This is a genomic window from Hoylesella nanceiensis DSM 19126 = JCM 15639 (genome assembly GCF_000379965.1).
GTDB lineage: Bacteria > Bacteroidota > Bacteroidia > Bacteroidales > Bacteroidaceae > Prevotella > Prevotella nanceiensis.
The window spans coordinates 115501-132204 of record NZ_KB904328.1 but is presented as its reverse complement, the minus strand read 5'-3'; the positions used below and the strand labels follow the sequence as shown (position 1 = coordinate 132204).

Annotated in this window: 12 protein-coding genes; 10 read left to right on the top strand and 2 right to left on the bottom strand. The window is 39.5% G+C overall.

Annotated elements, in window-relative coordinates; all coding sequences use genetic code 11:
- Positions 1-405: 405 nt before the first annotated feature.
- From A3GM_RS0103635 to A3GM_RS0103590, 10 genes are all read left to right on the top strand, one after another.
- Positions 406-2925, top strand: a complete 2520-nt coding sequence (locus A3GM_RS0103635) for a ribonucleoside-diphosphate reductase subunit alpha (RefSeq protein WP_018362033.1) — start codon at positions 406-408, stop codon at positions 2923-2925.
- A gap of 76 nt (positions 2926-3001) precedes the next feature.
- Positions 3002-4045, top strand: coding sequence for a ribonucleotide-diphosphate reductase subunit beta (locus A3GM_RS0103630; protein ID WP_018362032.1), 1044 nt, complete (start codon positions 3002-3004; stop codon positions 4043-4045).
- 297 nt (positions 4046-4342) lie between these two features.
- The gene (locus tag A3GM_RS11495) at positions 4343-4525 is read left to right on the top strand and encodes a hypothetical protein (RefSeq protein ID WP_154648082.1); all 183 of its coding nucleotides are present in this window, start codon (positions 4343-4345) and stop codon (positions 4523-4525) included.
- 153 nt (positions 4526-4678) lie between these two features.
- Positions 4679-8089: an AAA domain-containing protein gene (locus tag A3GM_RS0103620; protein WP_018362030.1), complete on the top strand. Its 3411-nt coding sequence runs from the start codon at positions 4679-4681 to the stop codon at positions 8087-8089.
- A gap of 163 nt (positions 8090-8252) precedes the next feature.
- Entirely contained in the window at positions 8253-8840 is a 588-nt protein-coding gene (locus A3GM_RS0103615; protein WP_018362029.1) for a porin family protein, read from the top strand.
- 131 nt (positions 8841-8971) lie between these two features.
- The gene (locus A3GM_RS0103610) at positions 8972-9967 is read left to right on the top strand and encodes a YqiA/YcfP family alpha/beta fold hydrolase (RefSeq protein WP_026216109.1); all 996 of its coding nucleotides are present in this window, start codon (positions 8972-8974) and stop codon (positions 9965-9967) included.
- A gap of 311 nt (positions 9968-10278) precedes the next feature.
- Positions 10279-10455: a hypothetical protein gene (locus A3GM_RS11670; protein WP_018362027.1), complete on the top strand. Its 177-nt coding sequence runs from the start codon at positions 10279-10281 to the stop codon at positions 10453-10455.
- 25 nt (positions 10456-10480) lie between these two features.
- Positions 10481-12262, top strand: coding sequence for a hypothetical protein (locus A3GM_RS0103600; RefSeq protein WP_018362026.1), 1782 nt, complete (start codon positions 10481-10483; stop codon positions 12260-12262).
- A 398-nt stretch (positions 12263-12660) separates the two neighbouring features.
- The gene (locus A3GM_RS0103595) at positions 12661-13962 is read left to right on the top strand and encodes an MFS transporter (RefSeq protein WP_018362025.1); all 1302 of its coding nucleotides are present in this window, start codon (positions 12661-12663) and stop codon (positions 13960-13962) included.
- Between the two features lie 107 nt (positions 13963-14069).
- Positions 14070-15044: a glycoside hydrolase family 130 protein gene (locus A3GM_RS0103590; protein WP_018362024.1), complete on the top strand. Its 975-nt coding sequence runs from the start codon at positions 14070-14072 to the stop codon at positions 15042-15044.
- 448 nt (positions 15045-15492) lie between these two features.
- Here the strand turns inward: A3GM_RS0103590 and A3GM_RS0103585 are convergent, their stop codons facing one another.
- Together A3GM_RS0103585 and A3GM_RS0103580 are read right to left on the bottom strand one after the other, a co-directional pair.
- Positions 15493-16014 (bottom strand): hemerythrin domain-containing protein, encoded by a 522-nt coding sequence (locus A3GM_RS0103585; protein WP_018362022.1) that lies wholly within the window; start codon positions 16012-16014, stop codon positions 15493-15495.
- Positions 16015-16066: 52 nt separating this feature from the next.
- Positions 16067-16570 (bottom strand): pyridoxamine 5'-phosphate oxidase family protein, encoded by a 504-nt coding sequence (locus A3GM_RS0103580; protein ID WP_018362021.1) that lies wholly within the window; start codon positions 16568-16570, stop codon positions 16067-16069.
- Positions 16571-16704 lie beyond the last annotated feature (134 nt).

The window sequence follows — 16704 nt, the reverse complement described above, 5'->3', positions numbered from 1 at the left end:
TCACTAACCGTTGTGCCTGGCCTTAAGCATCAACTATTAACACTTCCACACAGGGGTTACTAAGTTTAGCCCCGTAATAATCGGACTACAAAGGTATTACTTTCTTTTTATTATAAGGATAAGTGATTATCTGTGGATGTGATTATTTATTTATTATTAACATTTTTATTCTTTCAATCGGGTCCTTATATACAATATATGTGTAAAAGGAGCGATTCTTTCATTTCGTAAATGTTAAGTGTATTCATTCCTATGGAATTGATATTGATTCTTAAAAGACATCTTTTTGCATGAAAAAGTGTCGAAAGATGCTATACTTTTTGTATCTTTGTAGCAATAGTTTAGTAATTAAAACGGATAACAATTACACTCGAATTGGTATCTCATTAGTAGTTAATTAATTTCATGGAAATAATAAAGAGAAACGGCAATGTTGAGCAATACGACAAAAAGAAAATTGCCGTCGCAATACAAAAGAGTTTTGCAAGTGTTGGAACAGAAATAAAAGTTGTTCTAATTGACGAAATGGTAGATGCCGTTGAGCAGTTTATTGAAGCGCATTCAGATATGCGTAATGTTGAAAGTATTCAAGATCAGGTAGAGAAAACCTTGATGCAGAACGGCTTTTACGATGAGGCAAAGAGCTATATTCTATTCCGTTTTCAGCGCACAGAGCGTAGAAATGCAATCAATAGCATAGTTGCAGACGCAGAAGACGAAGATTTAAAGCCTATATTAAAAAAGATATCATCTGATTACACCAGTGTAGAATATAGTTTGTTGTTGCTTTCAGATAAGTTTAAAAGCTTCTGTAAAGACGATATGAAGCAAGCTGATAAATTGTCAGCGTTGGTGAAAGCGGCAGTAGAAATGACCACTCAAGAGGCTCCCAACTGGGAGTTTATAGCAGCACGTCTATTGTCTTACAAGCTCAATCTCAGCATTGCAGCTTTTGAAGAGTCTGTAAGTGTGCACTCATTCTACGACAAGTTGCGTTATTTAACCGACGAACGTCTATACGGAGAGTATATTCTTGCATCTTATTCACCTGAAGAAATTGAACAGGCAGCAACCTTTATCAAAGAAGACCGCAACGACCTTCTAAACTATTCAGGTTTAGATTTATTGATGAAGCGCTACCTCATTCGCACCTATAGCAATAAACCTATCGAGTCAATACAAGAAATGTATCTTGGTATTGCGTTGCACCTTGCAATCAACGAGAAAGAAGATAGAATGTTATGGGTACAGAAGTTCTACGATATTCTAAGTAAGTTAGAAGTGACAATGGCTACTCCAACCTTGTCAAATGCCCGTAAACCATTCCATCAATTATCAAGTTGTTTCATCGACACCGTGCCCGATAGCCTCGAAGGAATATACAGAAGTCTCGACAACTTTGCTCAAGTGAGTAAGTTTGGCGGTGGTATGGGAATGTACTTCGGTAAAGTTCGTGCTGCAGGAGGAAAGATTAGAGGATTTAAAGGCGCTGCAGGTGGCGTGATTCGCTGGATGAAATTGGTGAACGACACAGCCGTTGCAGTAGACCAATTAGGTATGCGTCAGGGTGCAGTTGCCGTTTATTTAGATGTATGGCACAAAGACTTACCCGAGTTCTTACAGCTAAGAACCAACAATGGAGACGACCGAATGAAGGCACACGACATCTTCCCGGCTGTATGTTATCCCGATTTGTTCTGGAAAATGGCGCAAGAAGATATCAACCAACCTTGGCATTTGTTCTGTCCTAACGAGATATTAAGTATAAAAGGCTATTGCCTTGAAGACTATTATGGCGAAGAATGGGAAAAGAGATACATTGATTGTGTGAATGATGCACGCTTAACTCGCCGTACACTCAGCGTTAAAGACATCGTACGTTTAGTGCTTCGTTCTGCTGTTGAAACAGGAACTCCATTCACATTCAATAGAGATCACGTAAATAAAGCCAATCCAAACGGACACAAAGGCATGATTTATTGTTCTAACCTTTGTACAGAAATTGCCCAAAATATGTCGGAGATCGAAAGCGTTTCTACCGAAGTGAAAACCGACGATGGCGATACTGTTGTAGTTAGAGCATCTAAACCAGGCGATTTTGTGGTATGTAACCTTGCAAGTTTGTCGTTAGGTCATTTGCCACTCGAGAACGAAACCGAATTAACCGACGTCGTTCGCACTGTTGTTCGTGCTCTCGATAACGTGATAGACATCAACTTCTATCCATTGCCTTATGCAAAAATCACCAACCAACGCTATCGAAGCTTAGGCTTAGGTGTAAGCGGTTATCACCATGCGCTTGCAGTTCGTGGCATTAAGTGGGAGAGTCAAGAACACTTAGACTTTGTAGATAAGGTGTTCGAAACAATCAATCGTGCTGCAGTAGAGGCAAGTTCGGATATAGCTAAACAAAAAGGAAGCTACAAATACTTTGAAGGTAGCGACTGGCAAACAGGCGAATACTTCACAAAACGTGGCTACACATCGCCCGAATGGACCGCTCTTGCTGCTAAGGTGAAAGAACAAGGAATGCGAAATGCTTACCTTCTTGCCATAGCACCTACATCAAGTACAAGTATTATCGCAGGAACTACAGCAGGAACCGACCCTGTTATGCAACGATTCTTCCTCGAAGAGAAGAAAGGAGCAATGCTTCCACGTGTAGCACCAGAGCTTTCAGACCGTACATTTTGGGTGTATAAGAGCGCATATAACATCGATCAGCAATGGACAGTGCGTGCTGCAGGTGTTCGTCAGCGTCATATCGACCAAGCACAAAGCCAAAACTTATACATCACCAACGACTTCTCAATGCGTCAATTGCTCGAACTTTACTTGCTTGCATGGCGAAGTGGGGTGAAAACCATCTACTATGTACGAAGCAAATCGCTTGAAGTAGAAGAATGTGAAAGCTGCGCCTCTTAATCAATAGAGGGGCCTTTGCATTTAGAAAGACAATAAAGAATTTATAAACATACAAACAGTTATCCTATAAAACAATATGGAACAGCTTAAAAGAAACGCCCTTTTTAACCCAATGGGTGATACAGATTTGCGTTTAAGACGTATGATTGGAGGAAATACAACCAACCTTAACGACTTCAATAACATGCGTTATCAATGGGTTAGCGACTGGTATCGCCAGGCGATGAATAACTTTTGGATTCCAGAAGAAATTAACCTAACTCAAGACACCAAAGACTATCCAAAGCTCGATAAGGCAGAACGCACAGCATACGATAAGATTTTAAGTTTCTTGGTCTTTCTAGATTCATTGCAAAGCACCAACCTTCCTTCGCTAACAGAATATGTAACAGCCAACGAAGTGAATCTTTGCTTGCACATACAAGCCTTCCAAGAGTGCGTACATAGTCAGAGTTACAGCTATATGCTCGACACCATTTGCTCGCCAGAAGAGCGCAACGACATTCTATATCAATGGAAAACCGATGAGCATCTTTTGAAAAGAAACACCTTTATTGGCGACCTTTATAACGAATTTCACGAGAAAAGAGATCGTTATACCCTTGTAAAAACCTGCATTGCCAACTACATTCTCGAAGGAATTTACTTCTATAGTGGTTTCATGTTCTTCTATAATTTAAGTAGAAATGGCAAGATGTCGGGTTCAGCTCAAGAGATTCGATATATCAATCGTGACGAGAATACCCACTTATGGTTGTTCCGTAACATCATACAAGAATTGAGAAAAGAAGAGCCAGACTTGTTTACTCCAGAGAAAGTAGCCGTATATGAGGCGATGATGCGTGAGGGAGTAGAGCAAGAAATAGCATGGGGTCAATACGTAATTGGTAACGATATTCAGGGATTGAACGCTCAAATGGTAGACGATTATATTCGTTATTTGGGCAACTTGCGTTGGCATAGTCTTGGATTCGATTATCTATACGAAGACAATAGAACCGAACCAGAGAACATGCGATGGGTGTCTCAATATTCAAATGCAAACATGGTGAAAACCGATTTCTTTGAAGCTAAGAGCACAGCTTATGCAAAGAGCACCGCACTTGAAGACGACCTATAAGCAAAAGTATTAGCAAATAGAACAGAATATGTGTTGCACTGCGAGAGAATAAATCTCTGCGGTGCAACATTTTTTATGTCCTTACGTCATCACCGCTTTTCACTTGTGTTCTAAAAGCATTGCAATTAGCTTGTAAACTCACTGCAATTGCACCCTAAAAGCATTGATATTACCTTGCAAAAGTATTGCTTTTAGAATCCTAAAAAAATACCATTTGTAAGGCAAAAATAATGCTTTAAAATTTGTAAAATAATCGTATTTTTCTTATTTTTGCAACCCATTAAAAAACACTACTTATTGATAATCGAGAAAACCATGAAGAAAACCAACTACTCTAAGCCTGATATTGTTGTGGTAAAGCGGTGGGACGACCGCCAATTTATGCCCACAGCAAGCGGAAAAAACAATGCACATGGAGAGACATTGAAAACAAAGATGCCCACCATTGCAAAGTATTCTAATAACGATAAACCCCTATAATCTGCGTCCTTCTATCATTTCTGCATTGAAAAAGATGAGCATTTAAAGTCATATTCACGCCTAAGAATCGTATCTTTGTATCTATATTTCAACCCCAAACCGCTTAGGCAGTTTCGCCATTCAAGGGTTTACACCTTATTATATATATAAGAAATGATTATTGCAGAAGAACTTTTCGACCGCATTGTTGCCCTCATTCAGCTCGACAAACATCGTGCACCCGAGGTAACAGGTATGCTCTACGACACCTTGAAATTAGCTTGTAGAGAGGCGTTGTCAAACAATAGAGAGTTGTTTGGTAACCTTTTTTCGCAGGTCGACTATCTTTCTCGCAAATATTCCATGCACTTACGAGACGTGGTAGCTATTCAAAAGATGCGTAGCGAAACCCGAACAGGCATGCAATTCTCGTCGAAAGAGTTGCTATCTCACGCTCGTGCCTTGTCGATATTCATTTCAACCATCTTTCAAACAGCCATTCCCACCCGCCTCAATCATCTGCTCCCACGGGTTTATTACATCTCGAAAGCCAAACGAGAAATCAACTATCGCCGAATAAGAGCCTTGGTGCTTTCGGTGCAAAGCGATGCTTTAAAGGTGCAATGCGAGCAGTTCGAAGATATAAAAGAGATGACAGTGCCCCTCAACGAGCCACATCTTTTGTATCTTTCTACCTTATTACAAGAGGGAATGCAAGTGAATTTGCTCGATTGCAACGTCGAAAACGATGTGATAGAAACCGCTCTTGTGGTGGTAAACCCCGACTTTTTGGTGGATATTAGTGCCATTGCACGTTGCTTTACCGATTGGGGACATCACCCATTAAGCTATACTTACAATCGACTTTCACCCTCTGCCAACTCAAAAGCCATTCTACTTGGTCATTATAGCGGTGTGGCTTTAGATGATATTATCAATAAAAAAGAACATTATAGCTGGCAAGAAAGCTTGAAAAAGAGCTTTAGTAAGAAGGCTCTTGAATATTGCACGTGTGGCGATATGAACGTGGGCGACGACTTTAAGTATAGCGCACAGCAACAAAGTAGCAATATTCAACAGATTGTAGACGAGCTTTTTCATAGCGAAAAAACGTCTTTCGACGAGTCGAAAGCTATTCTCGAGCCTTCGTTTATTTGCGAAGAATTAGGCATACAGGGACGTGTTGACTTGATGACTACAGACTTTAAGCTGTTGATTGAACAAAAGTCTGGGGGCAATTTCAATATCGAACGGGGCATAATTAACAAGTATGGAAGCTATCAAAGAGAAGATCATTATGTGCAGTTACTTCTATATTATGGCGTGTTGCAACACAACTTCCGACTTGGACGCAACGACATCGACATTCGTTTGCTCTACTCTAAATATCCACTTCCAGGCGGTTTGGTGGTAGTTGCATTCTATCAACAGTTGTTTAGAGAAGCTATTGAGTTCCGAAATCGTGTTGTTGTTAACGAAATAGCAGTGGCACAGCAGGGCTTTGGCAGTATTTTAACAGAGCTAACTCCGTTTACACTCAATGCAAACAAGTTGACATCGAGCTTTTATCAGCGTTATATTCAACCTCAACAAAATCGTGTTCTTGAGCCACTTCAACAGCTTTCGCCCCTCGAAAAGGCTTATTTTAACCGCATGATGACCTTTGTTTATCGTGAACAAGCATCGTCTAAAACAAGCGAAAACGAAGGACATGGAGGCTGTCAAGCCGACCTTTGGAGTATGCCTCTTAGCGAAAAACGAGATGCAGGCAATATTTATACAGGCTTAGTGATTGTGAAGAAAGAACGAAGCGATGCCACTTCGGGAATAGATCTACTTACATTCGAGATAACAGAACACGACCCTTACTTCCTTCCTAACTTTAGAAAGGGCGACAGCGTGTGCCTTTATACCTATTTAAAAGATAACGAGCCACTGGCAACAAGGGCTATATTGTATAAAGGAACGCTTGTAAGTATTGGTCAAGAACAACTTGTTGTGCGCTTGAACGATGCGCAACAGCACAACGAAATATTTGAGAAAGACCCCTCTAATTTGATCTTCTTTGCCCTCGAACATGCAGGTTCAGATTCGGCTTTCACTGCCTCTATTCGCAGTTTGCACGAGATGATCACCGCACCAGCAGACCGAAAGAACCTACTTTTAGGTGTTTTAGAGCCTCGTAGCGATGCAAGTAAACAGCTAACAAAAAGCTATCACCCTGCATACGACGATATTTTGTTGGGCGTTAAGCAAGCTCTCGACTATTATTTGCTCATCGGTCCACCAGGAACAGGCAAGACATCGATGGCGCTTCGCTTTATGGTTGAAGAAGAACTCACCGCTCCCAATGCGTCGGTATTGCTGCTTTCCTACACCAATAGGGCGGTAGACGAGATTTGTGAGATGCTTTGTTCTGCCCAAATAGACTTTATTCGCTTGGGCAATAGCGATGCTGCCGACCCCAAATTTGCACCTTTCTTTATTGAAAGAGTGGTAGACGAGTGCCCTAAATTGAATGATGTGAAAGACCGAATATGCTCTGCTCGGGTGATAGTTTCAACCACTTCTACCTTGCAAGGCAAGCCTTATCTGTTCGCACTAAAACGCTTCTCGTTAGCCATCATCGACGAGTCGTCGCAGATAGTCGAGTCGTCTATCGTGGGATTGCTATCTGCTCATAGTCATAGTGCATCTCATTCGCTCGCCATCGAACGTTTTGTTATGGTGGGCGACCATAAACAATTGCCTGCAGTGGTGCGTCAAAGTGCCGAAGAATCGGCAGTAGAAGAACCTTTATTGCACGATATTGGCTTGATGAACTGCCGTGAGTCGCTCTTTGAACGCTTATTGCGAAAGGCTCGAAAGCATAATAACAATGCCGTTATAGGGTCGCTTCGCTATCAAGGACGTATGCATTTTGAGTTGGCAGAGTTTGTTTCTAACAACTTTTATGCAAAGGAACAGCTCACAGTTGTGCCCCTTCCACATCAAAAAGAAGAGCATTTAAACTATCAAGTGCCATCTGTTGACGAATTAGATGAGGCGTTGAAAGCACATCGTTTAATGTTCTTTCCATCGCCAAAGAATGGTGTTTTAGGGCAAAACGATAAGACCAACGCCTATGAAGCACGCCTTGTTGCCTTGCTATTGGCACGGGTATATAAACAATATGAGCATTGTTTCGATCCAAATAAAACGGTGGGGGTGATCATTCCTTATCGCAATCAAATTGCAATGATTCGCAAAGAAATCGACAAATTGGGCATCGAGGCTCTGCAAAAGATATCTATCGACACGGTAGAAAGGTATCAAGGCTCGCAAAGAGAGGTGATTATTTACTCGTTTACCATACAACATCAGTATCAAATGAGCTTTTTAACAAGTAACACTTTCGTTGAAGATGGGGTGGTGATCGACCGCAAATTGAATGTAGCTTTAACTCGAGCACGACAGCAAATGCTGATAACTGGCTACGAACCGCTACTCGAACGCAACGAGATTTTTAAGGACTTGATAGAGCACATCAAGCAAAAAGGTGGTTATATGGACGCTTCTAAATATGTCGTATCTGATGTTAAATAGCCTATAAATAAAGGGATTGAAAGAATGCTTATTGTTTTTTAACTGCAATATGCAATGCCGTAACACCGAAAGGACATAACTTTGCACCTCGAAGAGATAGAAAAAGATTGATATAATTATCGAGATAACATATTAAATTATAAATTATAAGAAAGGTAAAACTATGAAAAAGTTAATTTTGATGGCAGCTTTTGCCCTTACAAGTGTGGTATCTTTTGCTCAACAAAGCGTGGGAACACTCCTTGTTAGACCAAAAGTTGGTTTGAATGTAGCTGACTTAACAAACATGAATACAACTGCAAGAGTTGGTTTAGTGTTGGGTGCTGAAGCAGAATATCAAGCAACTGACATCGTTTCTGTTAGTGTTGGTGCTCTATATTCAACACAAGGAGCTAAGTTAAAGAGCTTTACACTACCTACAATCAATGCAACTATGAATGATAAGGTTACAGCTAACTTCAATTACATCACTTTCCCAATTCTTGCAAACGTGTATGTAATGGATAACTTCGCTGTAAGTTTGGGTCTACAACCAAGTTTTAACGTTACAGGTAAGTATGAAGCAGGTCCTTGGATTTACAAAGATGCAGCTAAAACATTCGAATTATCAATCCCTGTAGGTGTTTCTTACACAACTGGTAACCTTGTATTTGATGGACGTTATAACTTCGGTATCAGCCGTGCTACAACTCTATTAGATTCTAAGAACAGTGTGTTCCAATTCACAGTGGGTTATAACTTCGCACTATAATAAAGCAAAACACATTTAAAACACACATATAAAGAGGGCTGCCCGTTACGAGGTGGTCCTCTTTTTCGTTGTTAAGTAGTTTTCTTTTGTAATTCTATTGCTGTTTCATTACTATGTAGTAACTTTGTGATATGCAAACATCACTATTCAACAATGCCTCTAATTTGATGGCAGGAAAAAAGGTCTTGTATGTCCATGGCTTTATGTCTTCGGCTCAGTCGGGCACGGTTCATCTACTAAAAGAATTGATGCCTCAGGCGGAAATCATTGCAGAAGACTTGCCTTTGCACCCACAAGAGGCCTTAGATATGCTGAGAGAGCTTTGCAAAAGCGAGCAACCTGACCTTATTATTGGCACTTCTATGGGTGGAATGTTCACTGAAATGCTTTACGGTTACGACCGTATTGTGGTGAATCCTGCCTTTAAAATGGGCGAAACAATGAGTAAACACGGGCACATGGGTAAGCAAGTGTTTCAAAATCCACGCAAAGATGGAGTGCAAGAATTCATCGTTACCAAGGCTCTTGTTAAGGAGTTCGACGAGGTTACAGCACAATGTTTTGCACAAGTAACAAGCGATGAGCAACAAAGGGTGTATGGCTTGTTTGGCGACGAAGATGAGTTTGTGAGCTGTTCTGATCTTTTTGAACAGCATTATACCAACTCTATCAGCTTTCATGGAGGTCATCGACTCACCGATAAGGTGGCTCTTCACTCGCTATTGCCTGTTATTCGCTGGATAGACAATAAACAAGAGCAGCGTGAACCGCCTGTTGTTTATATCTCATACGAAACGCTTTTAGACTCTTATGCAAAGCCTAAATCGAGCTTGATGAAGGCTTATGAGATGCTCTTAGCCAACTATAATGTGGTGATTGTTGCTCCTTCGGCTCCTTATCACCCTGAAATAACAGCAGAAAAGCAACAATGGATTGAGCAATATCTTAGTGTTCCTGCCTATAAACACGTGGCTTTCTGCGACGACATCAGCTTACTTTATGGCGATTATCTCATCACTACCAACGAAGATGCACCTTTCTTGGGTACGGTTATCACTTTTGGTAGCGATGAATTTAAATCGTGGGAAGATATAATTGTTTATTTCTCCCGACTCGGAGGACAATAAACTGTCTTTTAAAAGAGAACTATCACGAAGGTAGTTCTCTTTTTTTTATGCCTTAATGGCTACGAAATTCTAATGAAAAGAAATAAAAATACACTTTCTTATAAATAAATTTTGAAGTTTGTTTTTTTTTTTTAACTTTGTCGGCAAAATGCTATTCTAACGAAATTGTATACAATATCTAATTGATAATTAAAGCTTTATATAGACAAAATTTCCATAATTGATTTATTAGATGTTGAGAATATGAAGTTATTTTTAAATTAATATTATTCTTAAAATTAAAAAAACGAATCTTTTAATGAATAAACAAAATGAAACAAGAAAACAAAGCAAAATTAAAACGTGAGTACATCCCTTGCAAGTGTGATGTAATCGCAGTGGAGTATGAAAGGTTTTTGTGTGTATCAGTAGACTTGAATGGTTCCGCTTCACAAGAAGATGGTTGGGGAACAAATCAAGATATTGACGGTGGTGAACTCGAATTGTAAACTAAAAGGTAAACGATAAAAGGTAATGAAAAAGATTTTATACAGCTTTATAGTGCTATTAAGTGGATTAATATTTAATAGCTGTAGCACAGATGAACAACAAAATGATTCAAAAGGTTTAGTTGATTTGCGTACAATACAATTTACTTTGTCTGAAGGATCATTTGGAGAAGATAAACAACTTACACGTTCTTTGGCAGAACCTACTAAACAAATGGTTGACTTAGGTGATGGACTTACCGCAGAAGTTGCAGTGGAACGTGATGCAAAAGATAAGATGGCGACACGTGCTGGAACATCTTTGAAAGATGGAAACTATTTTATTTATGCTGTAGGTAGTGATGGAAAGCGCATTAAAGGTGCAGGTAAGATAGCAAAAGGTGTAGTGAAAGATGGAGAACTAAAGTTAGATGAACGCACATCTCTTATCCTTCCTGCAGGTCAATACACTTTTGTTTGCTATAATGAGTATGTAACTGACGATGGAGATAAACTCACTTTTACAGACGATAGTCGTGCTCTTGTGGGCACAACTACCCAAACTATCACTGCATCTCCTCATATACAAAAGGTTGCTTTCGTTATGAAACGCCAGGTTGCACGTGTTCGTTTCAAAATAACAGCATACACTCAAGCAATTTCAAACATTGATGCTAAACTTGTTTCTACTGCCAATCAGCCCGCTTCTATTAGCTATTCAGATTTGATTGCTAATCCTCAAACGGTTACTTCGATGCCTGTAGATAACGAAGTAACATTCCCTACAACCTCGAATACAAAGAATATCTTAGCATTCGACTACTTTACTCCTTATCAATATTACCTTGCAGGCACTGATGGAACAGCATTAAAGCTTAGCTTTTCTCAAGGAACTGTTTATCTAAAGAGCTTAGCTGGTAAGGAATTTACATTGAATAATCTTGGAATTCTTGAGGGTAATGGTTCTTACACTGTGCGCATTAAACTCATGACCACTCCGCTTTATTTGTATCAAGATGGTACTATTGGCATTTATGAAGAGCGTGGAACACGAACACCTATTGGTGTAATGGTTACCGAAAAGACCAAAGAAAACGCTCAACCAGGTGAAGAAGGAGCAGGATTAGCTATTTCTTTAAAGTATGTGGATCTTGGAACAGTTGAAAGTGGAGCGGCAAAATTGTCTAAATTTCCTATCGGAGAATCTTTAATTGATAATAATGTTGCCTATGATGAAGATGAGAATGAAGGAGGAACACCTGCATGGGCTAAAAGGCTGTACAATGATTTGAATGGCTATTATAATACATGGAATACAGCAAGTCATGGACCTAATGCTAAAGTCAAATATCCCACAACTCCTAAGGCAGATATAAATATGATTGTTGGTCCTTATAATGTCAATCAACCCTATTATCTTGCAGGCCATTATAATCCAGGTGTTGCTGTTACAGGTTCAAATGTAAGCAAATGGTTTTTGCCAACGATAGGACAAATCATCTTAGCACTTCGAACATTGAAGATTGTTGATGTGCCATTAAATACTTTTATTACAGAACCTGGTGAATATTATGGTTTATCGTTCACTCTAAAAGAACCTGATGAAGAAACCGGAGAGTTTAATATTAAGGATATAGCTTTCACTAAGGTTGGTGGACATACTTTAGACGACGACGACTTTGAGAACACATCTGCTGGTGTAACTTATATATCTACCAGTACATTCACTTCTAAGCGCAACGCTAATGCTTTAGTTGGATTTGGTGGGGATCTACATATAGAGAGAAGAAATGTCGGGACTGCAGTTCGCCCATTCGTACATTTTTAATAGAATGTAATTAGAGCCAAATAGCGTGCAAAATGGTTGTAAAAGCAATGCAATTAAGGTGCAAAAGCAATGCAATTGAAACGCAAAAGCAATGCAATTGCCCATAAAAAGCAGGCTATTTAGAATAAAGAAAGTACAAATTGATAATGAATTAAAATTCATATAAAAGCGCAATGAGCTAACAGAAATTTTCTGTTAGCTCATTATTTTTAAGTAGATATTAGATTACTTGATTTTTAAAAGCTATCGAATTGCAAAATACAAACGCTAAAAGCAATTCTTTATAACACCTCTTTATCAGCCCTTTTACTGCATTTTGCCCCTTTAAAATTGCGCTAAATCAAAAAAAAAGACTACATTTGCACTAATAAAAACAAGATTCACAATCTATTAAAGATATGGAAAAAACCTCAAAAAGCCCAATAACTTGGGTGCCAAGTGTTTATTTTGCGATGGGATTACCATTCGTGGTACTCAATATGGTGTCTGTTTTAATGTTTAAAGGAATGGGTATTCGCGATGGACAAATTACCTTTTGGACTTCGTTAATCATGATGCCTTGGACATTAAAGTTCCTTTGGAGCCCCTTTTTAGAGATGTATAAAACAAAGAAATTCTTTGTTGTTCTCACCCAACTCGTCACAGGTTTGGGCTTTCTTCTTGTGGGATTGGTGCTTCATTTGCCATGGTTTTTCTCATTATGTATCTTCTTAATGGCCATTATTGCATTCAGCGGGGCTACCCACGACATAGCAACCGATGGCGTGTATATGGCAGAATTGAGCAAAGAAGAGCAGGCGTCGTGGATCGGTTGGCAAGGAGCTTTCTACAATATTGCTAAGATTGTGGCATCAGGAGGATTGGTTTGGGTAGCAGGAAGACTAATAAAACATTTCGGAGGAGTAGAAGGAGCGACCAAAGAAGTGATGCACTCGGCAGCTACAAACGCATGGATGATAGTGATGATAGCTATCGGTGCGCTTATGATTCTTTTGGGTTTGTATCACATAAAGCAACTTCCAAGTGGCAAAGGAACCGCTGTTAAAACCGAATCTGCAAAGGAAACATTCGATCGTTTGGTTGAAGTTTTAAAGAATTTCTTTACAAAGAAACACATTGTTTACTATATCTTCTTCATCATTTTATATCGTTTTGGAGAAGGATTCGTTATGAAAATCGTGCCATTGTTCCTTAAAGCTGCACGAAGCGCAGGTGGTTTAGGACTCAATGAAGAACAAATTGGTTTGTATTATGGCACCTTTGGAGCCGCAGCCTTTGTGCTTGGATCGGTTCTTGCGGGCTATTATATCTCGCATTTTGGACTTAAACGCACGCTATTCTCATTGTGTTGCATTTTCAACCTCCCATTTGTTGCTTACACCTTCCTATCTCAAGTACAGCCAGAAAGCGGCTTGTTAATTGGAAGTATGATTACACTTGAATACTTTGGATATGGCTTTGGATTCGCAGGTTTAACCCTTTTCATGATGCAACAAATTGCTCCCGGAAAGCACCAAATGGCACATTATGCCTTTGCATCAGGCATTATGAACCTCGGAGTGATGCTTCCTGGTATGGTAAGTGGTTTCATTAGCGATGCCATTGGTTATAAATGGTTCTTCGTATTCACATTGATTGCAACCATTCCAGCATTCTTAATCACCTATTTTGTGCCCTTTACCCATTCTGATAAAGAATAAAATAGGGTGATATCGCAGGCGCTTTATCCCTTTACTAAACAGACAAAGCACCGCAATAAAAAAGATAATACATAGCAAGAATATAAAAACAATAAACAAAAAACTATATGAAAGTATCTAAAGACTTGATGCCTTGGGAAGAAAGACCTCAAGGATGTACCGACGTTTTGTGGCGTTATTCAAAGAACCCAGTGATTGGAAGATATCAAATTCCAACATCAAACAGTATCTTTAACAGTGCTGTTGTGCCATTCGAAGGCGGTTTCGCTGGCGTATTCCGTTGCGACAACAAAGCAGTTCAAATGAATATCTTTGCAGGTTTCAGTAAAGATGGTATCAATTGGGAAATCAATCACGAGCCAATTGTCTTCAAAGTAGGTAATACTGAAATGATTGAATCGGATTATAAATATGATCCTCGAGTAACATGGATAGAAGATCGCTATTGGATTACATGGTGTAACGGTTATCACGGACCAACAATTGGAATTGGATATACCTTCGATTTCAAGGAATTCTATCAATGCGAGAATGCCTTTTTGCCATTCAATAGAAACGGAGTGCTATTCCCTGAGAAGATAAATGGAAAGTATGCGATGCTAAGTAGACCATCAGATAACGGCCATACACCATTCGGTGACATCTATTTAAGCTTCAGTCCAGATATGAAATACTGGGGAGAGCACCGCAATGTAATGAAAGTTACACCATTTGAAGATAGCGCTTGGCAATGTACTAAGATTGGAGCAGGCTCTGTTCCCTTCTTAACCGACGAAGGTTGGTTGATGTTCTATCACGGAGTTATCAACACTTGCAATGGTTTCCGCTATTCAATGGGAGCCGCAATTCTTGATAAAAACGACCCAACAAAGGTGCTTTATCGCACTCAACCTTATCTTCTTGCACCTGCAGCTCCATACGAATTACAAGGAGATGTGCCCAATGTGGTGTTCCCTTGCGCTGCTTTACAAGACGGAGAGCGTGTTGCTGTGTACTATGGAGCAGCTGATACAGTTGTTGGTATGGCCTTTGGTTATATCAAAGACATCATCGAATTTACAAAGAAAAATAGCATAGTATAAGCTATTCTCAATATCATTGATCTCCCGATACATTCGTTTGTGTCGGGAGATTTTTTGTTGTTACGTCCCAAAGCTTCATCTCTTGTTTGGCAAAGTCAATGCTCTTGCGATGCAAACTCATTGAGTTTTGGGTGTAAAAGCAGTGCAATTGCCAGCTAAAAGCATTGCTTTCGCAAGCGAAGGGCTACACTGCTGATGAATAAAGGGAGAGGGGAGAGACCGAAAAGAGAGATAGATAGCGAGCGAGATGCTTTGACATAGGCATAGAAAAAATGCACTGCCTTTCGACAATGCATTTCTTAAAACCGAAAGAGTTTGCCTCTTGCATCCACCACAAACCTACTACAAACAAATGGAAATGAAAAACAATGAGACAAACTCTTATATTAGTTTCGTTCATTTAGCGCCCTCTTTATTCGCTCATAAAGCAGCAACTAAAAGTGTATTCTTATCTAACTTCGCCCTCAAGAGCTATTGCTTGTGGGAAAATTAGCTCATCTTCGATATAGATATGTTCAAGAAGTGCCTCTCTAAATTCCTTTAATCCGTTGAGAACTGCTTGATATTCTTCGTTCGAACCTGCTGGAGCTGTGTAGTTATTGGTTAGCTCTGCAATGCGATTATGGCGATCAGTTTCACCCACATGGTCTGCCATCATCACCGAAATAGGGTTTTGAACGGTTCCACAATGAAAGCCTCCAAGTTGCTTATTCTCAATAGCTGCACGGCGAATGTCGTCTACTAATGGGAAAAGAATGTTCTCTTCTTTCATCAAGTGCTCGTCTAAGTCTGTCAAAGACTCGCTAAATAGCTCGTAAATAGTGCTCAAATCATCGTGTTCAGCACTTAACTTTCCGATGCGATAAAGCAGCTCTGGGCCCACTTCTCTAATGGTTCTATGATGTATTTTCAATGCATAATCGATCAATAAGTCGATTGGCCATTGTTCAAAATCTATTCTTGCTTTCATAATGTTATTATTTTTTTTATATATGTTTAGTTGATGCATGCAACCCACTTGCTTAATAACTCTTGCGCACTTGCTTTGCCGTTTTAGCCTTTCCGCTAAATGATTCGATATCTATTCGAATGATTTCAACCCTGTTAAACGACTTGTGTGCGTAGGTATCTCCTAACTCTTTGAATTCAGGTGATAGCTTATCAATAAGCAGATGCAACGCCTTCATTTTCTCTTCTTCGTCTAATTGTGCTCGGGCAGTTCCAAAAAACACCGCACTTTCGTATTCAGTTGTGAAATACTTTGGCAGTACATTGGTTCTACCAACAACGCAAAAAGAAACATTAGGATGATGTTCTATCGCACGAAGTTTCTTTCCTTCGGGTGCACAATGAATATAAATAGAGTTTTGTTTGTCCCAAACATGGTTAACAGGAATACCATAAGGCAAACCATTTTCATCGATCATCGAGAGTATTCCATATTCGGTTTGCGCTAAAAGGTCGAGTGCTTCTTCTTCATTTAGCACACGGTCTTGGCGTCTGATCTCATTATTTACACATTTCATATGCAGACATCTTAGTCCTAAAGGGCCTTTAAAGCCTTTTGAAGTTACTTAAAATGATTTCTAATTACTTTGTTATCTCTGAAAACAACTTCATTCTTTAAAAACTATTGCAAAGATACTTCTATATTTAAAAT